General features: G+C 64.5%; 28 protein-coding genes and 1 other RNA gene. 22 read left to right on the top strand and 7 right to left on the bottom strand.

The genetic code is table 11. The features are described from left to right. The first annotated feature begins 70 nt into the window (after positions 1–70). The 5 genes from E0501_RS13445 to E0501_RS13425 all read left to right on the top strand — a co-directional run bounded on the left by E0501_RS13445 (position 71) and on the right by E0501_RS13425 (position 4,700). Positions 71–622 (top strand): TRAP transporter small permease subunit, encoded by a 552-nt coding sequence (locus E0501_RS13445; RefSeq protein WP_137701910.1) that lies wholly within the window; start codon positions 71–73, stop codon positions 620–622. Further along, positions 610–1,977 (top strand): TRAP transporter large permease, encoded by a 1,368-nt coding sequence (locus E0501_RS13440; protein WP_137701909.1) that lies wholly within the window; start codon positions 610–612, stop codon positions 1,975–1,977. The genes E0501_RS13445 and E0501_RS13440 overlap by 13 nt, the downstream gene beginning before the upstream one ends. Further along, complete coding sequence (locus E0501_RS13435) at positions 1,974–2,753, top strand: SDR family NAD(P)-dependent oxidoreductase (protein ID WP_137701908.1); 780 nt, start codon at positions 1,974–1,976, stop codon at positions 2,751–2,753. The genes E0501_RS13440 and E0501_RS13435 overlap by 4 nt, the downstream gene beginning before the upstream one ends. A 478-nt stretch (positions 2,754–3,231) precedes the next feature. Further along, a complete protein-coding gene (locus tag E0501_RS13430) occupies positions 3,232–4,026 on the top strand; it encodes a c-type cytochrome (RefSeq protein WP_161594618.1) in 795 nt (264 codons plus the stop codon). Between the two features lie 83 nt (positions 4,027–4,109). Next, positions 4,110–4,700, top strand: a complete 591-nt coding sequence (locus E0501_RS13425; protein WP_137701906.1) for a NapC/NirT family cytochrome c — start codon at positions 4,110–4,112, stop codon at positions 4,698–4,700. Between the two features lie 397 nt (positions 4,701–5,097). Here the strand turns inward: E0501_RS13425 and tkt are convergent, their stop codons facing one another. Beyond that, positions 5,098–7,113 (bottom strand): transketolase, encoded by a 2,016-nt coding sequence (gene tkt, locus E0501_RS13420; RefSeq protein ID WP_137701905.1) that lies wholly within the window; start codon positions 7,111–7,113, stop codon positions 5,098–5,100. A 238-nt stretch (positions 7,114–7,351) separates the two neighbouring features. On the opposite strand from tkt, the gene E0501_RS13415 reads away from it, so the two are divergent. Further along, positions 7,352–7,840, top strand: coding sequence for a hypothetical protein (locus E0501_RS13415; protein ID WP_137701904.1), 489 nt, complete (start codon positions 7,352–7,354; stop codon positions 7,838–7,840). Next, complete coding sequence (locus tag E0501_RS13410; protein ID WP_137701903.1) at positions 7,840–8,241, top strand: cell division protein ZapA; 402 nt, start codon at positions 7,840–7,842, stop codon at positions 8,239–8,241. Before E0501_RS13415 ends, E0501_RS13410 begins: the two co-directional genes overlap by 1 nt. Positions 8,242–8,247: 6 nt before the next feature. Here the strand turns inward: E0501_RS13410 and E0501_RS13405 are convergent, their stop codons facing one another. The 5 genes from E0501_RS13405 to ssrA form a co-directional block, all read right to left on the bottom strand. Continuing rightward, complete coding sequence (locus tag E0501_RS13405; RefSeq protein WP_137701902.1) at positions 8,248–8,466, bottom strand: ribbon-helix-helix domain-containing protein; 219 nt, start codon at positions 8,464–8,466, stop codon at positions 8,248–8,250. After that, positions 8,463–8,639 (bottom strand): DUF4169 family protein, encoded by a 177-nt coding sequence (locus tag E0501_RS13400; RefSeq protein WP_137701901.1) that lies wholly within the window; start codon positions 8,637–8,639, stop codon positions 8,463–8,465. Before E0501_RS13400 ends, E0501_RS13405 begins: the two co-directional genes overlap by 4 nt. Further along, on the bottom strand, positions 8,639–10,030 hold the full coding sequence (gene fumC, locus E0501_RS13395; RefSeq protein WP_137701900.1) for a class II fumarate hydratase: 1,392 nt from the start codon (positions 10,028–10,030) through the stop codon (positions 8,639–8,641). The genes E0501_RS13400 and fumC overlap by 1 nt, the downstream gene beginning before the upstream one ends. Before the next feature lie 78 nt (positions 10,031–10,108). After that, positions 10,109–10,573 (bottom strand): SspB family protein, encoded by a 465-nt coding sequence (locus tag E0501_RS13390; protein WP_137701899.1) that lies wholly within the window; start codon positions 10,571–10,573, stop codon positions 10,109–10,111. Between the two features lie 116 nt (positions 10,574–10,689). Then, positions 10,690–11,044: a transfer-messenger RNA gene (gene ssrA, locus E0501_RS13385) on the bottom strand. Between the two features lie 119 nt (positions 11,045–11,163). On the opposite strand from ssrA, the gene E0501_RS13380 reads away from it, so the two are divergent. Continuing rightward, the gene (locus tag E0501_RS13380; RefSeq protein WP_137701898.1) at positions 11,164–12,099 is read left to right on the top strand and encodes a DMT family transporter; all 936 of its coding nucleotides are present in this window, start codon (positions 11,164–11,166) and stop codon (positions 12,097–12,099) included. Here the strand turns inward: E0501_RS13380 and E0501_RS13375 are convergent. Next, on the bottom strand, positions 12,096–12,836 hold the full coding sequence (locus E0501_RS13375; RefSeq protein ID WP_137701897.1) for a FadR/GntR family transcriptional regulator: 741 nt from the start codon (positions 12,834–12,836) through the stop codon (positions 12,096–12,098). The genes E0501_RS13380 and E0501_RS13375 overlap by 4 nt on opposite strands. A 115-nt stretch (positions 12,837–12,951) precedes the next feature. On the opposite strand from E0501_RS13375, the gene E0501_RS13370 reads away from it, so the two are divergent. The 14 genes from E0501_RS13370 to E0501_RS13305 all read left to right on the top strand — a co-directional run bounded on the left by E0501_RS13370 (position 12,952) and on the right by E0501_RS13305 (position 26,528). Beyond that, entirely contained in the window at positions 12,952–13,689 is a 738-nt protein-coding gene (locus tag E0501_RS13370) for a DUF2182 domain-containing protein (RefSeq protein WP_137702334.1), read from the top strand. Positions 13,690–13,705: 16 nt separating this feature from the next. Continuing rightward, positions 13,706–14,341 carry a DUF1326 domain-containing protein gene (locus tag E0501_RS13365; protein ID WP_137701896.1) on the top strand — a complete coding sequence of 212 codons (636 nt, stop codon included), beginning with the start codon at positions 13,706–13,708 and terminating at the stop codon, positions 14,339–14,341. A gap of 7 nt (positions 14,342–14,348) precedes the next feature. After that, positions 14,349–14,867: a DinB family protein gene (locus E0501_RS13360; protein WP_328591477.1), complete on the top strand. Its 519-nt coding sequence runs from the start codon at positions 14,349–14,351 to the stop codon at positions 14,865–14,867. Then, positions 14,858–15,961 (top strand): dimethylsulfoniopropionate demethylase, encoded by a 1,104-nt coding sequence (locus E0501_RS13355; RefSeq protein ID WP_137701895.1) that lies wholly within the window; start codon positions 14,858–14,860, stop codon positions 15,959–15,961. Before E0501_RS13360 ends, E0501_RS13355 begins: the two co-directional genes overlap by 10 nt. A 95-nt stretch (positions 15,962–16,056) precedes the next feature. Beyond that, the gene (gene acuI, locus E0501_RS13350; RefSeq protein ID WP_137701894.1) at positions 16,057–17,052 is read left to right on the top strand and encodes an acryloyl-CoA reductase; all 996 of its coding nucleotides are present in this window, start codon (positions 16,057–16,059) and stop codon (positions 17,050–17,052) included. A gap of 184 nt (positions 17,053–17,236) precedes the next feature. After that, a complete protein-coding gene (locus E0501_RS13345) occupies positions 17,237–17,689 on the top strand; it encodes a GNAT family N-acetyltransferase (protein ID WP_161594617.1) in 453 nt (150 codons plus the stop codon). Positions 17,690–17,737: 48 nt separating this feature from the next. Further along, a complete protein-coding gene (locus E0501_RS13340) occupies positions 17,738–18,163 on the top strand; it encodes an HIT family protein (protein ID WP_137701892.1) in 426 nt (141 codons plus the stop codon). A 107-nt stretch (positions 18,164–18,270) separates the two neighbouring features. Further along, the gene (locus E0501_RS13335) at positions 18,271–19,599 is read left to right on the top strand and encodes a GGDEF domain-containing protein (RefSeq protein WP_137701891.1); all 1,329 of its coding nucleotides are present in this window, start codon (positions 18,271–18,273) and stop codon (positions 19,597–19,599) included. 260 nt (positions 19,600–19,859) lie between these two features. Further along, positions 19,860–20,276: a universal stress protein gene (locus tag E0501_RS13330; protein WP_137701890.1), complete on the top strand. Its 417-nt coding sequence runs from the start codon at positions 19,860–19,862 to the stop codon at positions 20,274–20,276. Positions 20,277–20,310: 34 nt separating this feature from the next. Further along, positions 20,311–22,005, top strand: a complete 1,695-nt coding sequence (locus E0501_RS13325) for a BCCT family transporter (RefSeq protein WP_137701889.1) — start codon at positions 20,311–20,313, stop codon at positions 22,003–22,005. Positions 22,006–22,108: 103 nt separating this feature from the next. Further along, complete coding sequence (locus tag E0501_RS13320) at positions 22,109–23,329, top strand: aminotransferase class V-fold PLP-dependent enzyme (RefSeq protein WP_137701888.1); 1,221 nt, start codon at positions 22,109–22,111, stop codon at positions 23,327–23,329. A gap of 57 nt (positions 23,330–23,386) precedes the next feature. After that, a complete protein-coding gene (locus tag E0501_RS13315; protein ID WP_137701887.1) occupies positions 23,387–24,802 on the top strand; it encodes a cryptochrome/photolyase family protein in 1,416 nt (471 codons plus the stop codon). A 77-nt stretch (positions 24,803–24,879) separates the two neighbouring features. Further along, the gene (locus E0501_RS13310; RefSeq protein WP_137701886.1) at positions 24,880–26,088 is read left to right on the top strand and encodes an SAM-dependent methyltransferase; all 1,209 of its coding nucleotides are present in this window, start codon (positions 24,880–24,882) and stop codon (positions 26,086–26,088) included. Beyond that, positions 26,088–26,528, top strand: coding sequence for a TrgA family protein (locus tag E0501_RS13305; protein WP_137701885.1), 441 nt, complete (start codon positions 26,088–26,090; stop codon positions 26,526–26,528). The genes E0501_RS13310 and E0501_RS13305 overlap by 1 nt, the downstream gene beginning before the upstream one ends. The last annotated feature ends 19 nt before the right edge of the window (positions 26,529–26,547 follow it).

The following is a 26,547-nucleotide window of genomic DNA, read 5'->3' as shown; positions in this document are numbered from 1 at the left end:
AAGCTGACCGGGCCCGGCGGCGTGATCCGCCGGGCCCGTCACCCAAGGCGCGGGGCAGACGGGACGCAATATGCAAAAAGTGCTGAAACTGGCAGACCTGCTGACCCGGATCTGCGACTGGGCGGCGCGGATCGCCGCGGTGGTGATGGTGCTCCTGGTCTTTGTCATCATCTACGATGTGATCGGACGCAAGTTTTTCGCGACCGGGTCCTTCGTGTTGCAGGAACTGGAATGGCACCTGCATGGCGTCGTGGCGGTGTTCGCTTTTGGCTATGCCTATACCCGCAACGCGCATGTGCGCATCGATGTGCTGGCCGACCGGATGAGCGACCGGTTCCGCCTGTGGCTGGAATTTGCCGTGATCCTTCTGCTGGTGATCCCGTTCTTCGGCTTCATCGCCTGGTATGGATATGAATTTGCCGAACGCGCCTTCGTGCGCGGCGAGGGCGCCAATGGCGGGCGGGGCCTGCCGCAGCGCTGGATCATCAAGTCGGCGGTGCCGGTGTCGGCGCTGATTACCATCGCCGGGTGCCTGGCCGTGGCGCTGAGAATCTATGCGCGGCTGAAGCGGCCCGATCTGATAAGTGACCCCTTCATCGAGAGGGGCCTATGGAAACGCTGATCGAATTCCTGCCCGCGATCATGTTCCTGAGCCTGATTGCCGGGCTCTTCACCGCCTTGCCGGTGCCGGTGGTGCTGTCGGCGATCACGCTGATCTTCGCGGGCATCGCGCTTTGGCTGGGGGAAATGCGCCTGGTGCATTTCTCGCTTATCCCGACGCGGATCTATGGCGGGGTGATCGACAACGCGGTGCTGGTGGCGGCACCGATGTTCATCTTCATGGGCGTGGTCATGGAGAAGACCCGCATTGCCGAGGACCTGCTGCTGACGCTGCAGAAGCTCTTGGCGCGGGTGCCGGGGGGGCTGGCGCTGGCGGTGGTGCTGATGGGCACGATCCTGGCGGCGGCCACGGGGATTATCGGCGCCTCGGTGGTGATGCTGACGGTGATGGCGCTGCCGACGATGATGCGCGCGGGCTATGCCGCGCCGATCGCGACGGGCACGGTGGCCAGCGCGGGGACGCTGGGCATTCTCATCCCGCCGTCGGTGATGCTGGTGTTCATGTCCGATCTGCTGTCGCTGAACCTGGCCAAGGTTTTCGTCGCAGCCTTTCTGCCGGGGCTGTTCCTGGCCGGGGTCTACCTAGTCTACCTGATCGCCCGGTCGGTGCTGCGCCCCGAGGAGACGCCCACCGCCGCGGCGCTGGCGCCGGAGGACAGGCAGGGGCTGTGGCGCGAGGCGATCGTGTCGGTGTCGTTCCCGCTCATCCTGATCATCGCGGTTCTGGGCTCGATCATCGGCGGCGTGGCGAGCCCGACCGAGGCGTCGGGGGTGGGGGCCTTTGCGGCGCTCGTGCTGGGCGCGCTGCGCGGGCGGATCAACCTCGATGTGCTGGGCGAGGCGACCGACTCGTCCCTGCGCACGATCGCGCTGTTGTTCTTCATCTTCGCCGCCGCCACGGCGTTCTCCTACGTCTTTCGCAAGATCGGTGGCGACGATTTCATCATCGAGCTGGCGCGGAGCCTGAACCTGGGCGACTGGGCGCTTCTTTTCACCATGATGCTGATGGTTTTCATCATGGGGTTCTTCTTTGACTGGATAGAGATCACGCTGATCCTGCTGCCGATTTTCGCGCCCATCGTGGGGCTTATGGACCTGGGCGATCACATCGCCAAGGCGGACCTGGTCTACTGGTTCACGATCCTGGTGGCGGTGAACCTGCAGACCTCCTTCCTGACGCCGCCCTTCGGGTTTGCGCTGTTCTACATGAAGGGCGCGGCGGGCGACCTGGTGTCGATGCGCGACATCTATCGCGGCATCGTGCCCTTCGTGCTGTTGCAAGTGGCGGTGCTGTTCATCCTGATCTGGCAGCCCGAAATCGCGATGTGGCTGCCCAACAAGGTGCTGAACCATTGAGCCGGCTGGCGGGAAAACGCGCCGCCATCATCGGCGCCGGATCGGTGGGCGAGGGCTGGGGCAACGGCAAGGCGACGGCGGTGCTTTTCGCGCGGGAGGGTGCGAAGGTGCTCTGCGTCGACCGCAGCCAAGAGGCCGCGGAGGCCACCGCCGAGCTGATCCGCGGCGAGGGCGGCACCGCAGAGACCCTGATGGCCGACGTGACAGACGCGCAGGCCGGTCCGCAGGTGATGGAACGCATGACGGCGTTGTGGGGCGGGATCGACATCCTGGATTACAATGTCGGGATCAGCCAGGCGGGCGGCATCCTTGAGACCGATGACGCGGCCTGGGCGAGGGTGTTCGATATCAACCTGACCGGCGCGATGCGGGTGACCCGCGCGGTTCTGCCGGCGATGCGCGCACAGAACGCGGGCTCGATCGTGTTCGTGTCGTCCTTGGCGGCGGTTTATTCGGCGCCCTATTCCTATGTGTCCTACGAGGTGTCGAAAATGGCGCTGGTGCGGCTGGCCAAATCGGTAGCGCGTGAAAACGCGCCCTTCCAGGTGCGTGCGAACGTGCTGTTGCCGGGGGTGATCGACACGCCGCATGTGGCCGCCTTCGTTGACAGCGAAACCGACGCCGAGACCCTGGCCGCGCGCCGCGCCGCGATGGTGCCGATGGGGCGGCAGGGCACCGCCTGGGACGTGGCGCGGGCGGCGCTTTTCTTTGCCTCGGACGAGTCGGCCTATGTCACCGGTATCGAAATGCGGGTGGACGGAGGCCTGACGGCCTAGGCGTGCGCGCGGTGGGACAAAGCGCCTGCCGGGCATACAAAGGCAAAGCCCGGTCGAAAGCCACGAGTTACCGGGATGTCTGCTTTGCGGGACAATGCTGCCCGATGCTTCGGGTGTCGGTGTTGAGCTTGTTGAGTGTGTCGCCATTTCCTCTCCGCGGCAGTGAGCATATGCGCCATTCGCTGCGGTGGTTTTCCAATCATAACAGGCGCTTGGCCGTTCCAGACGACACTGCTTCAAGCGAAATCGTACCGCAGCCCTGACCGATTGGCGCGGAGTTTACGCGGTGCAAGGGAGCGCATCACTTTCCTTGCGATCGCGAGTTCGAAGTCAGCTGACACGAACCTTTGAAACTCAATCTGAAAGCCAACACGGGTTTCGCGTGATCGAAAGACCGGGGTGATGTTGTAATGATATATCAATGAACAGATGCCGGCGAAAACAGTGCCTCCTGTGCCTTTTTGCACAGAAAAATGACATGGATCAAAGTCAAAATGTCGCAGACGAGTATACTTTTAATGTGGAGGAAAGGCGCAAAAAGGGAGGAACTTCGATGAAATGGTTTGCAAACTTCAGTTTACCCGTCTCGGCGGTCGCCGTTTTCGGCATTCTGGCGGGTGGGTCTGTCGCGCAGGATATCGATGAAGGATCGGTCGCGCGGGGCGGAAAGCTCTATGACAAATGGTACAAGGTCATCAAGGCGGACGTGCCTGAGGCATCGCATCCGCTATACCCGGCCAGCAACGAGAAATACGCGGATGACCCCAAGAACAACTGGCGCTGCAAGGAATGCCACGGTTGGGATGGCCGGGGCGTCGCCGGGGCATATTCCAGCGGAAAGCACGCCACCGGGATCAAGGGCATTGATGCTATGGCAGGCGGCGATCCGGCGGCAGTGGTTGCGGTTCTGACCGGCGATGCACACGGCTATGGCGACAAGATGGATGAACGCGATCTGCTGGATATCGCGAACTTCGTTGTCTACGGGCAGGTGGACTGGGCCAAGTACGTGGATGCGGACACCAAAGCACCCAAAGGCGATGCCGCAAAAGGAAAGCAGGTGTACAACACGGTTTGCGCCAATTGCCATGGGGACGACGGAAAGCAGCCCAAGGACATGCCGCCATTGGGATCGCTGATGGGCAATCCGTGGGAGGTCATGCACAAGATCCTCAACGGTCAACCCGCCGAAGCAATGCCGGCGATGCGGGCGATCGACCATCAGGTGTCGGCCGATGTCATGGCTTATCTCACCACGCTGCCGAAGGAATAGCAGGCAAGCGCAAGTCAGCGAGCCGGGGTCCCTGGCACGGGATCCCGGATTCAGTTCATGGGCGCGAGGAGAGGTGACGAGCAATGCGGTTGATCAAACGAATATTGGGGTGGTTTTTCAAGCCCAGCGTCATAATCGGCCAGGGTGTACTTCTGCTGATCGGGATGGTCATCGGGATCATCTTTTGGGGTGGATTCAACACTGCGATGGAGGCGACCAACACGATGGGCTTCTGTATCTCTTGTCACGAGATGCGCGATACGGTCTACGAAGAATACAAGACGACCGTGCATTACCAGAATGCCTCTGGCGTACGCGCGATCTGTTCTGATTGCCACGTGCCGCATGACTGGGGGCCAAAGGTGGTCCGCAAGATCCGTGCGACCAACGAGCTTTGGCACAAGGTAAGGGGCACAATCAGCACGCCGGAGAAATTCGAAGCGAAGCGCCTGGAACTGGCCACCCATGTCTGGGACACAATGAAGGCCAATGATTCACGCGAATGCCGGAATTGTCACAGTTGGGAAGCAATGGACTTCGAGCATCAGAGCCGACGTGCCCGTGAAAAGATGGAACCGGTGGCTTTGGGTACGGATTTGTCGGAAGGCGAGACCTGTATCGATTGCCATAAGGGCATTGCTCACAAAATGCCGAAGATGGAACGGGACGACTGACGTCTGAAGGGCTCTCGATCAAGAGAGACAGCGCCGGTAATTGATGCTGGATCAATACTTTCGAATGACTGCGTTAGGGTCATGTCAGAGGAAATTCGGTTGAGGTGGAAAGGGGGTGTTCGTGAGTTTCCCTACCGCGATGACGAAAATCCAGCACGCGGGATAGCCGGTCTGGGCTGAGTTCAGCACACCCCCGCCCCCGAAAAACGTCCGCAATGGGCTCCGTGCTGCCGTTCGCCGCAAGCCTCATGAAGCAATGCCGGGCTGAGCGAACCCCACATTCAGACTTGGAGCCCGCGCGAATGGGGCGCGGTGGACAATGGCGGTATCGCCGGCCTGCGAGCCGGCGATACCGTGTTTTGTCACAAGGTTTGTTCCGGGCTATCGGCCCGCCTGCTCAGAGCAGGGATTTCACCTTGTCGGCGACGGCTTGGGGCGTGATGCCGAACTTCTCGAACAACACATCGGCCGGGGCGGAGGCGCCGAAGCCATCCATGCCGACGAATCCCGATTTTGCTTCGCGGCCGCGTTCGCCGCAGAGCCAGCGATCCCAGCCGGTGCGCACCGCGGCCTCGACCGCGACGCGGACGGGACCGGCGGGCAGGACGCGGCGGCGGTATTTTTCGTCCTGCGTCTCGAAGAGCTCCCAGCAGGGCATCGAGACGACGCGGGTGCCGATGCCTTCGGCCTGCAGGAGATCGCGCGCGGCGAGTGCGACGGACACTTCGGAGCCGGTGGCCAGGAGGATCGCCTGGCGCTTGCCCTCGGCCTCGGCCAGGACATAGGCGCCCTGGGCCGTCAGGTTCTTCTGCTTGTGCTCAGTCCGGACGGTGGGCAGGCCCTGGCGGGTGAGCGACAGGACCGAAGGCGTGGTTTTCGAGCTGAGCGCGATCTCCCAGGCCTCGGCGGTTTCCACGGTGTCGGCGGGGCGGAAGACGTAAGTGTTGGGCGTGGCCCGGCAGATGGCGAGATGTTCGACCGGCTGGTGGGTGGGCCCGTCTTCGCCGACGCCGATCGAATCGTGCGTCATCACGAAGGTGGTGGGGATGCCCATGAGCGCGGCCAGCCGCATCGACGGGCGGGCGTAATCGGTGAAGACGAAGAAGGTGCCGCCATAGGGGCGCACGCCGCCATGCAGCGCCATACCGTTCATCGCCGCCGCCATCGCGTGTTCGCGGATGCCGTAATAGATGTAGCGGCCCTTGCGGTTCTTTACGTCGAAAACGCCGAGATCACCGGTGAGCGTGTTGTTCGAGCCGGTCAGGTCGGCCGAGCCGCCGACGGTTTCGGGCATGATCGGGTTGACCACCTCGAGCACCATTTCCGAGCTTTTGCGGGTGGCCACCTTGGGCGCCTCGTCTGAGATCTGCTTTTTCAGCGCGCGGATGCGGCCGGGCAGGGAGTTGGGCACGTCGCGGGCGTAGATGCGGGCGAACTCGGCCTGGCGGCGCTCGGAGAGCTCGGCGAGGCGCGCGGTCCACTCGGCATGGGCGGCGGCACCGCGGCGGCCAACCTCTTCCCACCATTCCTTGATCTCGGTCGGGATCTCGAACGGGCCGGTTGTCCAGCCATAGGCGGCCTTGGCATCCTGCAACTGGCCCTGGTCGGTCAGCGCGCCGTGGCCCTTGGAGGTGTCCTGTGCCGCGTGGCCGAGCGCGATATGGGTCTTGCAGGCGATCATCGAGGGTTTCGACGAGGCTTTCGCCTTTTCGATGGCGGCGTCGATCTCATCGGGGTTGTGGCCGTCGATTTCCTGCACGTGCCAGCCCGAGGCCTTGAAGCGGGCGACCTGGTTGGTGCTGTCGGACAGTTCGACCTTGCCGTCGATGGTGATGTTGTTGTTGTCCCAGAAGACGATGAGCCGGCCCAGTTGCTGGCGCCCGGCGAGGGTGATGGCCTCCTGGCTGATGCCCTCCATCAGGCAGCCATCGCCGGCGATGACATAGGTGTGGTGATCGACAACGCGCTTGCCGTAGCGGGCGCGCTGGATCGCCTCGGCCATGGCGAAGCCCACGGCATTGGCGATGCCCTGGCCCAGCGGGCCGGTGGTGGTCTCAACCCCCGGCGCGTGGCCGTATTCGGGGTGGCCCGCGGTGATCGCGCCCCATTGGCGGAAATTTCTGATCTGATCGAGCGTCATTTCCGGGTAGTCGGTGAGGTAGAGCAGCGAGTAAAGCAGCATCGAGCCGTGCCCGGCCGACAGGATGAAGCGATCGCGATCGGGCCAGTCGGGGGCGGAGGCATCGAACTTCAGATGTTTGGAAAAGAGCACGGTGGCGACGTCGGCCATGCCCATCGGCATGCCGGAATGGCCGGAATTGGCTGCGGCGACGGCATCCAGCGTGAGGGTGCGGATGGCGGCGGCACGCATCCAGTGGTCGGGGTGGGCGGCGCGGAGGGCGGCAATATCCAAGGCTCGGGTTCCTTCGGTTGGCTGTGCGAGTCGTCTACGCTCTTACCAAGGACGCGGGCGGCGGCAAATGCGCTAATTCGCGCCCGGGGCGGCGATGTGGCCCCCGAAATCGGTTTCCTGGTTTGGAAACAAGGCGAAAGGCTTTACTCTTGAAGCAATCCGGCAGGAGACGATGATTCGTCGCGCGGCGGTGCCGTGAAGATGCAGGCCGGAAAAGCGAGGATCGAGGGGGCAAGGCATGAGCCAGGATATCGTGGAACTGGAACGCCGCATCACCGCGGCGCTGGACCGGATCGGACGTGGACTGAGCGGGTTGGCACCCGAGGTCGAGGCCGATGAAAGCGAAATCGAGCAACTGAAAGCGGCGCTGGAAGACGAGAAGCTGGCCAACGCCCAGCTGGAAGAGCGCATCAAGGCCCTGCACGAGAAGCAGGACGGCCGCCTGAAGGAATTGCAGGACAAGGCCGAAGCCCAGGCCGAGGCGATGAGCAAGCTGGACGAGGAATTGCAGCGGCTGCGGGCCGCGAACGAACAGTTGCGCAGCTCGAACGCGGCGCTGCGCGAGGCCAATGAAAAGGGCGTGGGCGAGCCGCACCTGATCAACAAGGCGATGCTGACCGAGCTGGAGGCCCTGCGCGCCGCGCGCGCGGCGGACACGGCCGAGGCGGGCGCGATTCTGGAGGCGCTGGCGCCGCTGCTTGAGCCCAAGGAAGGGGAGGACGCCTGATGCCCGAGGTGGAAATCATGATCGGCGGCCGCAGTTTCGAAGTGGCCTGTCAGGATGGCGAAGAGCATTACCTGCATTCGGCCGCGAAGATGCTGGATGACGAGGCCAGCGTGCTGACCGAGCAGATCGGGCGGCTGCCGGAATCGCGGATGCTGCTGATGGCGGGGCTGATGCTGGCCGACAAGACCGCCGGCGTGGAGGACAAGCTGAAGGTTCTGGAAGGGCAGATGGCCGAGCTTCAGGCCGAGCTGGACCGGCTGAAGAACGCGCCCGCGCCCGAGCCCGAGCGCGTCGAGGTGGCGGTGGTGCCCGAAACCGTGACCGAGACCATGGCCGAGCTGGCCGCGCGCGCCGAGGCGCTGGCCGCGGAGATCGAGGAAAAGGCCGGCGCGGCGGAGTAAGCCGCCCTAGGGCCGGTCGCGGTAATGCCTGAGCACGAAAAGGCGGATCGCCGAGGCGAGGCCCATGTCGGTGCCGCGCGCCTCGTCGATCTCGGCGGCGAGCGCGTTGAGCGGCTGGCCGCGTTCGGCGGCGATGTCGCGGAAGGCCTGCCAGAACTCGGCCTCGAGCGAGACGGAGGTACGGTGCCCGTGCAGGGTGAGCGAATGCTTGACCGGCCGGTTCATTCGTCGCGCTTCTTGCCGTCGAGCTCCTGCGCGGCCTTGTCGGCGCGGGCATTTTCGAGCTGCTTCTGCGCCTTCGTTCGGCCGAATTTTACCGCGTTTTCATCGGCTTGCCGCTTCTTCTTGCTGCGGTTGGCGGTCTTGCGGGCCTTGTTGAAATTGACGATCTCGGCCATCAGTCGGGCCCCAGCATGTTTTCGGGCCGCACGATGCGGTCGAAGGTTGCCTCGTCGACGAAACCCAGGCGCACCGCCTCTTCGCGCAGGGTGGTGCCGTTCTTGTGGGCGGTCTTGGCCACGGTGGTGGCGTTGTCATAGCCGATTTCCGGGGCCAGCGCCGTGACCAGCATCAGGCTTTCGCGCATCAGCCTGTCGATATGTGCTTCGTTCGCGCGGAGCCCATCCACCAGCCTGTCGCTGAAACTGGCGGCGGCATCGCCCAGAATCTGCATGGACTGCAGCACGTTATAGGCGATCATGGGCTTGTAGACGTTGAGTTCGAAATGGCCCTGGCTGCCGGCAAAGCCCACCGCGGCATCGTTGCCCATGACATGAGCGCAGACCTGGGTCAGCGCCTCGGCCTGGGTTGGGTTGACCTTGCCGGGCATGATCGAGGAGCCGGGCTCGTTTTCCGGCAGGATCAGCTCGGCCAGGCCGCAGCGGGGGCCGGAGCCCAGGAAGCGGATGTCGTTGGCGATCTTGTAGAGCGAGGCGGCCACGGTTTTGAGCGCGCCCGACATTTCCACCATCGCGTCATGGGCGGCCAGCGCCTCGAACTTGTTGGGGGCGGTGACGAAGGGCAGACCTGTGATACGGGCGATGTTTTCGGCCACTGTCCGGTCCCAGCCGCGCGGGGTATTGAGCCCGGTGCCCACCGCCGTGCCGCCCTGCGCCAGTTCATAGATGCGGGGCAGGGCGGATTTCACCCGCTCGATGCCCATGGCGACCTGGTGGACATAGCCCGAGAACTCCTGTCCCAGGGTCAGGGGTGTGGCGTCCTGGGTGTGGGTGCGGCCGATCTTGATGATGTCGGCGAATTCGCGCGCCTTGCGGTCGAGCGCGGCGTGCAGCTGGGCCAGGCCGGGCAGCAGAACATCATGCGCGGTGGTCGCGGTGGCGATATGCATCGCGGTCGGGAAGGTATCGTTCGAGGACTGGCCCATGTTGACGTGATCGTTGGGATGGACCGGCTCTTTCGAGCCCAGCGTGCCGCCCATGATCTCGATCGCGCGGTTGGCGATGACCTCGTTGGCGTTCATGTTCGACTGCGTGCCCGAGCCGGTTTGCCAGACGACCAGCGGGAAGTGATCATCGAGCGCGCCGTCAAAGACCTCGCGCGCCGCGGCCTGGATGGCGGCGGCGCGGTCGGCGTCGAGCTTGCCCAGGGCGGCGTTGGCCTGAGCGCAGGCGAGCTTGATCGCGCCGAGCGCGCGGATGATGGCGACCGGCTGACGCTCCCATCCGATGGGGAAATTCATCAGCGAACGTTGGGTCTGCGCGCCCCAGTAGCGGTCGGCGGGCACGTCGAGCGGGCCGAAACTGTCGGATTCTGTGCGGGTGTCTGTCATGTGCATGCGCCTTTGTGCTGTGGCGCCAGCATGACGGTTGCGGCGGCTGGGATCAATGCCCCGGGGCCGGGCGCGGGCCTATTTGCGGAAGCTGTCGAGGCTGACGACCTCGGCATCGTGGGGTGCGTCTTCTTCGGCTTCGATATCGGCCTCGTCGGTCGGGCCGTCATCATCGCCGTCGTCATCGTCGTCATGGATTTCGAAGCGCAGGCCGAACTCGACCGAGGGATCGACGAAGGTCTTGATCGCGTCGTAGGGGATGTAGAGCGGTTCGGGCGCGTCGCCGAAATTCAGCGTGACCGAGAATCCGTCATCGGTGACGTCGAGATTGTCGAACCAGTGCTGCATCACCACGGTCATTTCATCGGGATAGCGATCGCGCAGCCAGTCGGCCAGCTGCGCCTCGGGATGGGTGGTGTCGAAGGTGATGAAGAAATGATGCGCGCCGGGCAGCCCGTGCTCTGCGACATCGGTCAGAACCTGCTGGATCAGGCCGCGCATGGCGCGGTGCATGAGGCTTCCGTAATCGATGGAACGCGACATCAGGCTGAGCCTTTCCCCAAGGTAAGCGATGGCTCAAGCATAGGCGATTCTGGGCAAAGAAAAAGGCCCTTTTTCCCGGTGAAATTTCCATTGGAAACCGACGATTTTTTTTTGGAAGTGCAGGCTTCTGTTGCCAGGTGCCTGCGAACCCCGCCAGCCCTTGCTAGAGGACTGGACTTAGATTTTCGGCTTTTCGCACCGCATTAAGCGGCGAGAGCAACCGGAGCACGATTGTCGTTGGCAATTATGCTTTACGGACCGATAACGGTGGTACCTCACCGGGACAAAGCATTCCCCTTTACACGTTCGTCGATCCTGTTTCGGCCCCATGGTCCCTCCAACGAAAGGGGTTTTGGTGGAGCCGCCGGGTACCGCCCCCGGGTCCGATCCGCTTATTACGAGCGCGTTTATGTCCATAGTCCCCGAGGGGACAGGGTGAATATAGGGCCCACGCGGCGGCATTTAAAGGGGCAAAACGCGCGCGCGAGGGGCACGCGAACGCAGCGTCGGCGGTTGCCGGGCGCAGGGGGCCGCCTATAGTGACGCGCATGCGGGCGCAATTACGCGGCTCGCGGGGATTTTAGCGGACCATGCCACGGACATCGATTTCCCAATCCAGCCTTGCGGCGCTCTGGGCGCAGCAGCCGGCGGCGATGCGCGGCATCGTGATGATGTGCGTCTCGACGCTGGCATTCTCGGTGATGCATGCGCTGGTACGGCTGGTGTCGAAGGATCTGCCGCCGGTGCAGGTGGCGTTTTTCCGCAACCTTTTCGGCCTGGCCGTGCTGGTGCCGCTGATCCTGCGCTCGCGGTTCGAGATGCTGCGGACGGCGCGGATCGGGCTGCACGCCCTGCGCGGGGTGCTGAACATCGTGGCGATGGTGATGTTCTTTACCGCGCTGAGCCTGACGCCGCTGGCCAAGGTGACGGCGCTGAGTTTCACCGCGCCGATCTTCATGGCGGTGATGAGCGTGATGTTCCTGGGCGAAAGTTTCCGGCTTTATCGCTGGCTGGCGATTTTCGCGGGGTTCGCGGGCACGCTGATCATCCTGCGGCCGGGGTTTGTCGCGCTTGAGACCGGGCCGCTCCTGGTGATTGGTTCGGCGGCGCTGTGGGCGGTGGCGATGGTGGTGATCAAGATGCTGTCACGCACCGATTCCAGCGTGACGATCGTGGCCTATATGGGCATTTTCCTGTGCGTCTTTTCGATTGGGCCGGCATTGTGGGTGTGGCAGCCGGTGTCCTGGGCAAACCTGGGCTGGATGGCGCTGTTGGGATTGTGCGGGTCGATCGCGCAGGTGTCGCTGAGCCAGGCGCTGAAAGAGACAGACCCGACAGCGGTGCTACCGTTCGATTTCCTGAAACTGGTGTGGACCGCGCTGTTGGGCGCGTGGTTCTTTGCCGAGATCCCGGATCTTTTCACCTGGATCGGGGCGGCGGTGGTGTTTTCGGCCGGTCTGTTCATCGCCTTTCGCGAGCGCCGGGCGGGGCGCAAGGCACGCGATAGCGGGGACGTGGCGATTTAACCGCCCGCACGGACGCGGGCGCGGGTTTCCATCACGTCGCGGGCGAGGCTTTGCGTGTAGGTTTCAAGGGCGCTGAGCGCAGACTCGACAGCGGAGCCGTCATGGGCCTCGAGCGCGTCGGCGATGGCGGTGTGCAGGCGGATGATCTCGGCGCGCGACCGGGCGGTGAAGGTGATCATGTTCATCAAGGGCTGCATCGCCTCGACCGCGCCGGCGAGCTGGTAGGAAAGCACCGGGTTGCCGGCGCCATCGACCAGCGCGCGGTGAAAGGCCACGTCGCTGTCGCAGAAGCTTTCATCGGACAGGCCGGGCTGGCCCTGGCGGTGGATCTCGGCGCGCATGGTGGCGAGGTGATCGGGCGTGCGGCGCGCCGCCGAGAGCGGCGCGCAGGCGCGTTCGAGCGCGTAGCGGGCTTCGCAGGCGGTCTCGAAGCTGACCGCGTTCATGCTGAGCAGGAGGGTGGAGGTGGTGATCTGCTGGGGGTAGGCGTCCTTGTATTCCAGCCGGTTGACGAAGGCGCCGCCAGAGGCGCCGCGCTGGGTGCGGATGAGCGACTGCGCGGCCAGCCGTTTCAGCGCTTCGCGCACGGTCGAGCGGGAGACGTCGAACTGTTCGGCCAGCTCGGCCTCGGAGGGCAGGCGCTCATCGACGATGAGGACGCCGGCGACGATCGCGTCGCGGATCGCCTTGGCGATCTGGGCCGAGAGATCGGCGGGGCTGTTGGGGTCGATTTTCATATGTCTGACATTTAAGCCTTGCGCCGTTTCGTCAATTGTCTGACATTAATCAGGAAACGGCTGAGTCGCCAAGGGGAGAGCGCAGGTGTCGGCATTGGTGCAACGGATCGGAGCGATGCGCGGCGTGCATTGGCTGGCCTTGTTCGCGCTGATCCTGGCCGCCTGGGGCGCGCTCTATGCCATGGCGCTGCCCGAGGAGTTGCGCGCGGCGCAGCGGATCTATGGCGCCGAGTTCTGGAAAAGCCTGTGCACGGTGACGCCGGACGCGGCGGGGTTCGCGCGTGTCGTGCTGATGTGGGTGCTGATGTCGGCGGCGATGATGGCGCCGACGGCGCTGCCGGCCTTTGCCACCTATGACGACCTGTCGAAGCAGGCGCCCGACGCGCGGTTCCCGCGACTGGTGGGCGGTTACCTTGTGGTCTGGCTGGGTTTTTCGCTGGTCGCGGCGGGGCTGCAGATGGTGCTGTTCCAGGCCGGGATGTTGAGCCCGATCGGTGACAGCCTGTCACCGATCCTGTCTGCGGGGTTGCTTCTGGGGGCCGGTCTTTACCAGTTCAGCCCGCTGAAGGAGGCCTGCCTGTCGAAATGCCGGATGCCGCTGACCTTCTTCATGCAGCACTGGGACGAAGGGCCGTTCCGCAACGGGCTCAGGCTGGGCGCGGTCTGCCTGGGGTGCTGCTGGGCGCTGATGCTGCTGGCCTTTGTCGGTGGCGTGATGAACATTGCCTTCATGGGGCTTGCGACCCTGTTGATGGCGCTCGAGAAGCTGCCCGATATCGGGCGCTGGCTGACCAAGCCACTGGGGGCGGCGCTGATCGGCACGGGCCTGTGGCTGGCGCTGGGTGTAATCTGAAAAAGGGAGATAAAACATGGCTTTGGACGGTGAAGTTGGAACAGTGCCCTGGGCGATCAAGGGCGAATTGATCCTGAACTGCAACTGCACGGTGTTTTGTCCGTGCGTGGTGAGCCTTGGCAAGCATCCGCCAACGGAAGGGCACTGTCAGACCTGGGGCGGTGTGCGCATCGACGGCGGTCAGTATGGCGATATCGACCTGAGCGGCCTGAACATCGGCCTGATGATCGAGATCCCCGGCATGATGAGCCGCGGCAACTGGAAGGTGGCGCTTTTCATCGACGATCGGTCGACCGAGGAACAATACGATGCCCTGGTCGCGATCTTCTCGGGCGCGGCAAAAGGTACGACCGGCCTGTTCCAGGTTCTGGTTGGAGAAATCCTTGGGCATGAGCGCCAGCCGGTCACCTATGAAACCGAGGGCAAGACCCGTCACATCACCGTGGGCCGCAAGATCCAGGGCGTTGTGACCCCTGTGCAGGGCAAGGATCCTGAAAACGACCTGGTGATTACCAATACGGAATACTGGATGGGCCCCGATATCACCGTAGCCTCTGCCCAGAAGGGCAAGCTGCGCGCATACGGCCGGGTCTGGGATTTCGACGGGCGCAGCGCCGAAATCTGCCAGATCGACTGGCACGGGCCGCGGTAACGGGCGCATGATGGTCACCCCCGAACATGTTCTGAGCATGGCGCGGTACAACGCCTGGCAGAACAAGCAGATGAAGGCGGCCCTGCGGGAGCTGGGCGACGCGGCCTGCCGCGAGGATCGCGGCGCGTTCTTCGGCTCGATCCTGGGCACGGTCAATCACCTGCTGTGGGGCGACGGGCGCTGGATGGGGCGTTTCGACGGCGGTGAGGCGCAGACCCTTGCCATCGAAAAAAGCCCCGGGCTGACCCCGAACCTGTCGGAATGGGCGGTTGCGCGGTTCCACATGGACGGGCGTATCCTGCTCTGGGCCGAGAAGCTGCATGCGGTGGACCTCGCGGGTGATCTGACCTGGACGAGCGGTGCGGGTGAGGCGCCCCATCACAAGCCCATGGGGCTGTGCGTGGTGCATATGTTCAACCACCAGACACACCATCGCGGGCAGGTGCACGCGATGGTGACGGCGGCGGGCGGCAAGGGGTGGGTCACGGACCTGCCCTTCATGTCCGAGGAGGGACCATGGCTGTAATTTCGCTGTCGCGGCGGCTGCGCCGCACGCCGTTTTCCGAGGGCGTCGAGGCCGCCGGGGTCAAAGGCTACACGGTTTACAACCGCATGCTTCTGCCCACCGTCTTTCGCAGCGTGGAGGAGGATTACCGCCACCTGAAACAGGCGGTGCAGGTCTGGGACGTGGCCTGCGAGCGGCAGGTGGAGATCCGCGGGCCTGATGCCAGCCGCCTGATGCAGATGCTGACGCCGCGCGACCTGCGCCGGATGCTGCCGGGGCAGTGCTATTACGTGCCGATCGTGGACGAGACCGGCGGCATGCTGAACGATCCGGTGGCGGTGAAGCTTGCCGAGGACCGCTGGTGGATCTCGATCGCAGATTCGGACCTGCTTTTCTGGGTCAAGGCGATCGCCCATGGCTGGCGGCTGGATGTTCTGGTGGACGAGCCGGACGTGAGCCCGCTGGCAGTGCAGGGGCCGAAGGCGGATGACCTGATGGCGGCGGTCTTTGGCGACCGGGTGCGCGACATCCGCTTTTTCCGCTTCGACATGCTGGATTTCCAGGGCCGGTCGCTGGCGGTGGCGCGCTCGGGCTATTCCAAGCAGGGCGGTTTCGAGATTTATGTCGAGGGCGGCGATATCGGCATGCCGCTGTGGAACGCGCTGATGGAGGCCGGGCGCGACATGGATGTGCATGCGGGCTGTCCCAACCTGATCGAGCGGATCGAGAGCGGGCTCTTGAGCTATGGCAACGACATGACCGACGACAACACGCCGCATGAATGCGGGCTGGGCAGGTTCTGCAACACGCAGACGGCGATCGGCTGTATCGGGCGCGATGCGCTCTTGCGGGTGGCCAAGGAAGGCCCGGTGCAGCAGATCCGGCCGATCGAGATCCACGGCGCGGCGGTGCCGGGTTGTGACAGGCCCTGGCCGCTGATGGCCGGGGGCCGGCAGGTGGGGCAGGTGACGAGCGCTGCCTGGTCGCCGGATTTTGAAACCAACGTGGCGATCGGCATGGTGCGCATGACGCATTGGGACGAGGGCACCGAGCTGGACGTGGTGACGCCGGAGGGCGCACGGGCGGCGACGGTGAACGAGATGTTCTGGAACTGAGCCGGGGACGGGTGGGGGCGCCGCCCCCACACCCCCGGGATATTTTGGGCAAGATGAAGCAGGGGGCGGACCCCTTGCCGGAAAGGAAGGATGATATGTTCAACGCATTGGTTGTGGAAAAGGACGAGGAAAGCGGCAAGACGAGCGCCGGGGTGCAGCAGCTGTCGGTTGACGACCTGCCGGAAGCCGAGGTTCTGGTGGCGGTCGAGTATTCGACGGTGAATTACAAGGACGGGCTGTGCATCGGGCCGGGGGGCGGGCTGGTGCGCAAGTATCCGCATGTGCCGGGGATCGACTTTGCCGGCACGGTCGAGGCGTCGTCGGACGACCGCTACAAGCCGGGCGACAAGGTGGTGCTGACCGGCTGGCGCGTGGGCGAGGCGCATTGGGGCGGGTATTCCCAGAAGGCGCGGGTGAAGGCCGACTGGCTGGTGCCGCTGCCCGAGGGGCTGGACGCGCGCGCCGCGATGGCGGTGGGCACCGCCGGTCTGACCTCGATGCTGTCGGTGATGGCGCTGGAGGATCACGGGCTGGAGAAGGATCATGGCCCGGTGCTGGTGACCGGTGCCGCGGGGGGCGTTGGATCGGTTGCGACCGCGATCCTGGCGAACCTGGGCTACGACGTGGCGGCGGTGACCGGCCGGCCGGAGACGGAAGGCTATCTGCGGGAACTGGGCGCCACCCAGATCGTGCCGCGCGAGGAACTGACCGAGGTGACCCGCAAGCCGCTGGAAAGCGAGCTTTGGGCGGGTTGTGTCGACGCGGTGGCCGGCGCCATGCTGGGCCGGGTGCTGAAGCAGATGAAATACGGCACCAGCGTTGCCGCCGTGGGCCTGGCCGGGGGCGCGGCGATCGAAGGCGCGCTGATCACGCCCTTCATCCTGCGCGGCGTGAACCTTCTGGGCATCGACAGCGTGATGCAGCCCTATGCCAACCGCGTGCGCGCCTGGGAGCGGATCGCCAGCGACCTGCCGATGGACAAGCTGGAGGCGATGATCCAGCCGGCCACGCTGAGCGATCTGCCGGGGCTGGGCCGCGACATCCTGAAAGGCCAGGTCAAGGGCCGCGTCGTGGTGGATGTGAACGCCTGAGCGGATTGACAGGCGGGGCGGCGCCGCGCAGGGTGCCGCCCATGAACCATAGTGCACAGACCGCCCGTTATTGCCGCCGATCCATCTGAGATTGGCGGGAGGATGATGTGCAGCAGACAAGACCGCCACGGGCGGTCTTTTTCTTTGGAGCGGCGTCCCGTGGCTTCACCAGGGAGACATGGGAATGAAGATCAGGAGCCTGGAAGAGCGAGACCTGGAGGCGCTGTCGGAGATGGTGGCGCGCCTGGCGCGGCATCACGGGGACACGCCTGTAACGGGCGTTTCGGTGTTGCGGCGCGATTGCCCGGGGCGTGCGGCCTGGCTGCCGGTCTGGGTGGCCGAACATGATGGGCGGTTGTTGGGGTATGCCGCGGCGCTGCGGCGGGTGCAGATGAAGTTCGGGCAGCGGGGTTGCGAACTGCATCACCTGTTCGTAGACGAGGCGTGGCGCGGGCAGGGGGTGGAACAGGCCCTGGTGGCGGCGGTCAGGGACTGCGCGCGGGGGCAGGGCTGTGGCTGGATGACGGTGGGCACTGATCCGGAGAACCATGCGGCGCAGCGTTTCTATCGCGATCTCGGGTTCGAAGAGGTCGAGAGCCGTGGGATGCGGTTCCGGCGGAGGCTTGAGGCTGGATAGTGGCGAGGCGATACTCTGGCCCGGACAGACGATTCTGGAGGCAGGCCAATGGGCTATGACAGTGACAACATCTTTGCCAAGATCCTGCGCGGCGAGATTCCGAGCGAGAAACTCTATGAGGATGACGAGACCTATGTCTTCATGGATATCATGCCGCGCGCGGACGGGCATTGCCTGGTGATCCCGAAAAGCCCGGCGCGCAACATGCTGGATGCGAGCGACGCCCAACTGGCGGCCTGTCTGCGCACGGTGCGGCGGATGGGCCATGCGGTGATGGCGGCCTTTGACGCGGGCGGCGTGACGGTACAGCAATTCAACGAGGCACCGGGCGGGCAGGAGGTGTTTCACCTGCATTACCACGTGCTGCCGCGCCATGACGGTGTGAAACTGCGCCCGCCGGGCAAGATGGAAGATATGGACGTGCTCCGCGCCAATGCCGACAAGATCCGTGCGGCGCTGGCCGAGCTGGACTGATCGGTGCCCCCCGGGGCATGCACGTTCATTTCACGTTAAGGCCTCGGGCCTAGGATCGGGGCAGGCTGTGCCTGTGTCCCGTTCCCTGATCCGTAAGTGCCGCACCCGTGAAGACCAGACCGATATCCAACGCGCTCACGCTCGGGGCACTGGCGTGCGTCACGGTCGCCGCGTTCGGGCATTTGCTGGATGTCGAGGAGTTCTATCGTCCGGTTCCGGGCCTCGCGGCGATGCATGAGGCAACCGCCCTGGCGCTGGCGCTGGTCGGTTGGGCTTTGTTGCGGCCGGCCACGGGCATTTGCGAGTTGCGCGAAGGCGGGCTGCTGGCGGTGGCGCTGGCCGTCAGCGCGATGGATCTGCTGAACCCGACGGCGTTTTGCCAGAGCGGCAGCGCGTTCGATGCGCTGACGGGTCAGGGTGATCCGGGCAACCGGATCTGCTTTGGGCGCAACTCGGCGGTGATGGTGGGCGCGCTGGCCGTGGCGGTCGGGTTGCTGCGGCAGGTCCGCCCGCGCGCCGCGCAGGCGGCGACCGTGGTGGCGATGTTTCCGCAGCTGGTGGCCATGACGGCGATGCTGTTCGGGATCGGAAAATATGCCGGAGACATGTCGCCGCTGACGATGGCGGCGGGGCTGATGGTGGCGCTGGCAGTCCTGGTGCGGACCGGCGAGCACGGCGTGATGGCGCTGCTTCTTGCGCGATCGGGGGCGGCGGCCTCGGTCAGGTGGCCGATGCTGGCAGTGATCGCGGCGGTTTATGCTTTTGGTGCGGTGTTACGGGTCACGGCGCGCGAGCCGATGGTGGTCTACTGGCTGGCCCTGGTCACGGTGATGGCGTGCTATGGCCTTGCCGGGGTGATGATCTGGGCACAATGGCGGCTGCGCAAGCTGGACCGCAACCGCGATGACATGGCCCGGGCGATGAGCGACCTGGCCTTTGCCGACCCGCTGACGGGACTGAAAAACCGGCGCGCCTTTGACATGGCGGCGCGGGCGCAACTGGACCCGCGCCCCGTACCTGCCGCGGTCATGATGCTGGACATCGATCATTTCAAGGTTGTGAACGACCGTTACGGACATGCCGCGGGCGATGCGGTTCTGATCCGTGTGGCAAAGGTTCTGAGATCGGTTCTGCCGGCGCAGGCGATGAGCGTGCGGCTGGGTGGGGAGGAGTTTGCCGCGGTGTTGCCGGAGATGACCCTGGCCGAGGCCTCGGCGCTGGCTGAAGATGTACGGCAGGCGATTTCTGATCATCCGGTGACGCCGGAGAGCGGCCAGCCGGTCGCGGTGACCGTGTCGATCGGCTGTGCCGCGCGCAGCGCCGGAGAGCCGATCTGGGTGACGCTGGACCGGGCGGATGCCGCGCTTTACGCGGCCAAGGCAGAGGGCCGCAACCGCGTGGTGCGGAACGGTCTGAAGGCGGTTGGTGACGTATAATTCCATTTGAATATAAAGATTTGCCGATAAGCCCGTTTCGCGTCCGTGTCGGCCCGGCAGATGCCGCAAACGGGGCCCAACCCGGCGCACCTGTTTGATTGATCGGGCGGTTTCGGGCTAGTCTGGCGTATCAAGGGGCATCCCGTGGAGCCGCCGCGGACCCCCGAAACCCACTGCGCGCGGGGGGCGGCAGCGCAGATGCGCAGCCCCGCCCAAAGGCCGGCAAGAGCCTCTACCCGCGCCGGACTGGAGGGAGAGACGTGTTTTCGAAAATCATGGTGCCGGTCGATCTGGCACATCTGGCAGACCTGGAGCGGGCGCTGACATGCGCGGCCGACCTGGCAAACCATTACGGGGCCGAGATCACTTATGTCGGTGTCACGGCCCCCGCGCCAAGCGCGCTGGGCCACAACCCCAAGGAATACGAAGCCAGGCTTACCGCCTTTGCCGAGGAGCAGGCCAGGAGCCGCGGGATCAAGGCGCATGAATTCACCGCGATCGCCCACGATCCGACCACCGATCTGGATGACACGCTGCTGAAGGCCGTGAAGCAGACGGGGGCCGACCTGGTCGTGATGGCGAGCCACCTGCCGAACCTGACCGATTACGTCTGGCCGTCGAATGGCGGCAAGATCGCCGCGCATGCGGCGTGTTCGGTGCTGGTCGTGCGCGGCTGAGAGCGGGAAACGGACAAAACAGGGAACGCATTCCATGAGTGATACGACAAACCAGGGTATTCCCGAGCCGGAAGGCGCGTCGGATATCATCGAGACCGATTACGTCATCGGTCAGGACAATATCGAAACCAAGATCGGGCCGTTCGGCCTGGACATTCATAACCCCGTTTTCGTGATTTCGGGGCTGGCGATCGTGCTGTTCGTCGTCTTTGCGCTGTTCGCGCAGGACACGGCGAACGCGATCTTCAACGGATCGGACGTGAGCGAGACCTGCCTGGCCGGATCGTTCTGCGACCTGGGCATGCGGGCCTGGCTGACCTCGAAGCTGGACTGGTTCTTCCTGTGGTCGGCCAACATCTTCGTGATCTTCTGCCTGCTGCTTATCGTGACGCCCTATGGCTCGGTCCGGCTGGGCGGTGCGGATGCGACGCCGGATTACGGCTATGCCGGCTGGTTCGCGATGCTGTTCGCCGCCGGCATGGGCATCGGGCTGATGTTCTTTGGCGTGCTCGAGCCGGTCTATTACTTCGGCACCCCGTGGGGTGACGAGCCGCTGGGCGTTGTCCGGCCCTTCACCGAGGACGGCGTTCTGATCGAGGAAAACATCGCCGAGGCACGGCGCATGGCGCTGGCGGCGACGTCCTATCACTGGGCGCTGCACCCCTGGGCGATCTACGCGGTGGTGGCGCTGGCGTTGGCGCTCTTCACCTATAACAAGGGCCTGCCGCTGACCATCCGCTCGGCCTTCTACCCGATCTTCGGCGAGCGTGTCTGGGGCTGGACCGGCCATATCATCGACACGCTGGCGGTGTTTGCCACGCTGTTCGGCCTGGCCACGTCACTGGGCTTTGGCGCGCAACAGGCCAATGCGGGATTGGAACATGTCTATGGCCTGCCCAACAACGTGACGGTGCAGGTGATCCTGATCATCGCGATCACCGCGGTGGCGCTCATTTCGGTGCTGCGGGGCCTTGATGGCGGCGTGAAGGTGCTGTCGGAGATCAACATGGTGATCGCGCTCTTGCTGCTTCTCTTCGTGCTGTTCGCCGCGGGGGCAGGTGGCATCCTGGCGGAATTCTTTGCCGGACTGGTCGCCTATGCGCAGGAGGTGATCCCGCTGAGCAACCCGCATGGCCGCGAGGATACCGGCTATATGCAGGGCTGGACCGCGTTCTACTGGGCGTGGTGGATCAGCTGGTCGCCCTTCGTGGGCATGTTCATCGCCCGCGTGAGCCGGGGCCGCACGGTGCGCGAATTCGTGATCTGCGTGCTGCTGATCCCGAGCCTTGTCTGCGTGCTGTGGATGGCCGTTTTCGGTGGTGCCGCGATCAACGACGTGATCGCCAACCCCGAAACCAGCGCGGTGAAGGCGCAGGTGATCGACAGCTACAACCCGCCGCTGTCGCTCTTTGCGATGCTGGAGAGCCTGCCGCTGGCGGCGATCACCTCGACCATCGGGATTATCCTGGTGATCGTGTTCTTCGTCACCTCGTCGGACTCCGGCTCGCTGGTGATCGACACGATCACCGCGGGCGGCAAGATCGACGCGCCGGTGCCGCAGCGGGTGTTCTGGTGCACCTTCGAGGGGCTGGTGGCGATCGCGCTGTTGATCGGCGGGGGCCTTGGGGCCCTGCAGGCGATGGTGATTTCCACCGGCCTGCCGTTCACGGCGATCCTGCTCTTGATCTGCGTGGCGATCTTCAAGGGGCTGCGCGCCGAGCGGCGCTGAGGCCAACGTGAAGCGAGACGGAAGGCCCCGGCGTTTTGCCGGGGCCTTTTGCATGCGCGCAGAGGGGATTGACCCGGGACGCAAAGCCCGTAACGTGCGCGCCATGACACTGGATATCGAATATGTTCGTGCGCAGTTTCCCGCCTTCGAGGTGCCTGCGCTGAAAGGCCAGGCCTTCTTCGAGAATGCCGGGGGCTCTTACACGTCGCGTTTCGTGATCGAGCGGCTGGAGCGGTTTTACCGCGAGCGCAAGGTGCAGCCCTATGCGCCCTACGAGGCGAGCCGGCTGGGCGGCGAGGAGATGGACGAGGCGCGCGCGCGGCTGGCGGCGATGCTGGGCGTGGCCAATGACGAGCTGAGCTTTGGCCCGTCGACGACGCAGAACACCTATGTTCTGGCGCAGGCGTTCCGGCAATGGATGCGCCCGGGCGAGGCGATCGTGGTGACCAACCAGGACCACGAAGCCAATACCGGCCCCTGGCGGCGGCTGGCCGAGGCGGGCATCGAGGTTCGGGAGTGGAAGATCGACCCCGAGACCGGCCATCTGGACCCGGCGGCGCTGGAGGATCTTCTGGACGAAAGCGTGCGGCTGGTGTGTTTCCCGCATTGTTCGAACGTGGTGGGCGAGGTGAACCCGGTGACCGAGATCACCGTGATGGCCCATGCGGCGGGTGCCTTCGTGTGCTGTGACGGGGTATCCTATGCGCCGCATGGCTTTCCCAACGTGGGCGAGCTGGGGCCGGATATCTACCTGTTTTCCAGCTACAAGACCTATGGGCCGCACCAGGGGATCATGGTGATCCGGCGCGAACTGGGCGAGCAGCTGCCGAACCAGGGGCATTATTTCAACGCCGGCACGCTCTACAAGCGGTTCACCCCGGCGGGGCCGGACCATGCGCAGGTCGCGGCTTGCGCTGGCATGGCCGATTACATCGACGCGCTGGCCGGGCATCACGGGATTTCCGGGGATGCGGCGGCGCGCGCGGCAGGGGTGCATGACCTGATGCGCGGGCACGAGGTGGCGTTGTTGCAGCCTTTGCTGGATTATCTGTCATCGAAGAACGCGGTAAGGCTGCTGGGTCCGACGGCGGCCGAGCGGCGCGCGCCCACGGTGGCGGTGGAATTGCAGGAGGCCGCCGAGCCGGTGGCGGCGCGGCTGGCGGCGCATGGCATCATGGCGGGTGGCGGCGATTTCTATGCCGTGCGGGCCCTGCAGGCGATGGGCGTGGATGCCGACAAGGGCGTGCTGCGGCTGAGTTTCGTGCATTACACCAGCGAGGCGGAGATCGCGCAGCTGATCGGAGCGCTGGACCGCGAATTGTGATCCGGGCGGCGGTTCCGACCGTAGCCCGTTGATACGATTTGAACGCGGTGAGGAACGATGAGCGGCAAAGCTGTGCAGATCTGGTGGCTGCGGCGCGACCTGCGCCTTGGCGATAACCCGGCGCTGAACGCGGCGCTGGAGGCGGGGCCGGTGATCCCGGTTTTCATTCATGACGTGCATGTTGACGAACTGGGCGCGGCGCCGAAATGGCGGCTGGAGCAGGGATTGCGGGCCTTGGCCCAGCGGCTGGAAGGCATGGGCAGCCGGCTGATCCTGCGCCGCGGTCCGGCGCTGGATGTTCTGCGTGAACTGGTGGCCGAGACCGGGGCCAAAGCCGTGCACTGGAACCGGCTTTACGATCCGCTGTCGCGTGAGCGCGATGCGGACATCAAGCGCGAGTTGAAGGACGAGGGGATCGAGGCAACCAGCCACGCGGCGCATGTGCTGTTCGAGCCCTGGACGGTCGAAACCGGGACGGGTGGGTTCTACAAGGTGTTTTCGCCGTTCTGGAAGGCGGTGCGCGGGCGTGATCCGGGGGCGCCGCTGGCCCCACCGGGCAAGATCGCGGCGCCCGAGGTCTGGCCGGCGAGCGACGCGCTGGCGGACTGGGCGCTGGGCCGGGCAATGAACCGGGGCGCCGAGGTTCTGGCGCGGCATTGCAAGCCGGGCGAGGAAGCCGCCGAGGTGCGGTTGCACGAGTTCGTCGAGGAAGGGCTGGCCGATTACAAGGCGCGGCGCGACATGCCCGGGATGGATGGCACATCGCGCCTGTCGGAATACCTGGCGCTGGGCGAAATCTCGCCCCGGCGGGTCTGGGCGGTGGGCATGCAGGCGCGCGAGGCCGGCAACGCGGGCGCTGAACCGTTCCTGCGCGAGGTTGGCTGGCGCGATTTCGCCCATCACCTGATGTATCACACGCCACATCTGCTGAGCGACAACTGGCGTGAGGGCTGGGACGGTTTCCCGTGGTCAGAGGATGCCGAAAGTGATGCGGTAATGGCCTGGAAACAGGGGCGCACGGGCATTGATTTCGTCGATGCGGCAATGCGCGAGATGTACGTGACCGGCCATATGCACAACCGGGCGCGGATGGTTGTGGCATCCTACCTGACCAAGCACATGCTGGTGCACTGGAAGGTGGGGCAGGCGTGGTTTGCCGAGTGCCTGACCGACTGGGACCCGGCCAGCAACGCCATGGGCTGGCAATGGACGGCCGGTTGCGGACCGGATGCGGCGCCCTATTTCCGGGTGTTCAACCCCGATACGCAGCTGGAAAAATTCGACCCCAAGGGGGACTATGCGAAGGCATGGCTGGCCGAGGGACAGAGAACCCCGAGCGAGACTGCGCTGAGCTTCTTCGAGGCGATGCCGCGCAGCTGGAACCTGTCTCCGGAGGACCGGCGCCCCGAGCCGATCGTCGGATTGAAGGCCGGGCGCGAGCGTGCGCTTGCGGCTTACGAATCTGTGCGATAGCGGACGGTTTCACGAAAAACTTGCCCGAAATCCGATCCCGCCGTAGCCTTTTGGCAATCAATCCGGGGGGATGAGGGATGATCCTGACCACGACGAAGGGGCAAGACGGGCTGCCGCGCTATTTCGCTAACGTGTTCGAGATCGCGGCGAACATGCCCGTTGGGCGGCTGGATTTCGTGCTGGACGACGGCCGGACATTTCGTGCCGAGGGTGCGAAGCCCGGGCCGGTGGCCGAGGTGCATGTGCACAATCCCGACACGTTCAGCCGCCTGATCCGCGAGGGCGACCTGGGGTTCTGCGATGCCTACCTGGAAGGGTGGTGGAGCACGCCGGACCTGCAGGCGTTCCTTGACCTGCTGAATGCGGGCAACGAGGATCTTTACCGCGGGTTTCCGGGCCAGGCGCTGATCCGCGCCTATGAGCGGCTGCGCCACTGGCTGAATTCGAATAGCAAGCCGCAGGCGAAGAAGAACATTTCCTACCATTATGACCTGGGTAACGCGTTCTACCGGCTGTGGCTGGATGAGACGATGACCTATTCCAGCGCGATCTTTGCCACCGGTCAGGAAAGCCTGGAGGCCGCGCAGACGGCGAAATATGCCGCGATGGTCGACCAGATGGGGGTGAAGCCGGGCGATCACGTGCTGGAGATCGGCTGTGGCTGGGGCGGCTTCGCCGAATACGCCGCCAAGGAGCGCGGTCTGCGCGTGACGGGGCTGACGATCAGTGAGGAGCAGTTGAAGTATGCCCGTGACCGCATTGAAAAAGCGGGGCTTTCCGACATGGTGGAGCTGCGGATGCAGGATTACCGCGACGAAACGGGCCGGTATGACGGGATCGCCAGTATCGAGATGTTCGAGGCGGTCGGCGAGAAATACTGGCCGGTCTATTTCGGCAAGCTGCGGGACTGCCTGAAGCCCGGCGCCCGCGCGACATTGCAGATCATCACCATCCACGAGGCGCGGTTCGACATGTACCGCAAGAGCGTGGATTTCATCCAGAAATACATCTTTCCCGGCGGTATGCTGCCATCGAAAACCGCCCTTCAGGAGCAGGTTGCCCACGCCGGGCTGCGGGCCCAAGGGATGATCGAGTTCGGCGAAAGCTATTCCCAGACCTTGCGGCGCTGGCACCAGAGTTTCAACGAAAAGTGGAATGAAATCAGCGATATGGGATTTGATGAACGGTTCCACCGTATGTGGAATTTCTACCTCGCCTCTTGCGCTGCGGCGTTTCATGGCGGTAACTGCGATGTAGTGCAAATTACCGTGGAAAAGCCAAGCTGATGCCGACGACAGCCCGCCTTACAGCCGCCGTGTGCCTGATGATCCTAGCGTGGATCGTGACCAGCCAGGTGATGGCGGTGATGCCCGACTACACGCAGTTCGGCTATTTCCGCACGGTCAACCTGGTGCTGGCGGCGTTGTGCGGCTGGGTGGTGATCGGCAACCGTGTGGGCACCGATTACGTCACCGCCTTCAGCATTGGCCTGACTGGAGCCGCGGCGCTGGTGTTCTGGGCTATTTTCGTGCAGGCGTTCAATGAAATGCTGCGGTTGTCGCTGGCGCGGCGCTATGGCGGGCCGATCGAGGCGCTGGTGGACATGTTCCAGCAGGCAATCAATTACGGCAACAATCTCCTGCATCTGAACATCCTGCTGACGTTGTTCGTTGGGGGTGTTCTGAGTGGCATTATCGCGGAATATGCGCATCGCCGTTGGGCATGAGCCTGCGCCGTTAAGGCAT

Source organism: Marimonas lutisalis (assembly GCF_005434965.1).
In the GTDB taxonomy this organism is placed as follows: domain Bacteria; phylum Pseudomonadota; class Alphaproteobacteria; order Rhodobacterales; family Rhodobacteraceae; genus Marimonas_A; species Marimonas_A lutisalis.
The sequence above is the reverse complement of the archived record's forward strand: the minus strand, read 5'-3'. Positions and strand labels throughout refer to the sequence as shown.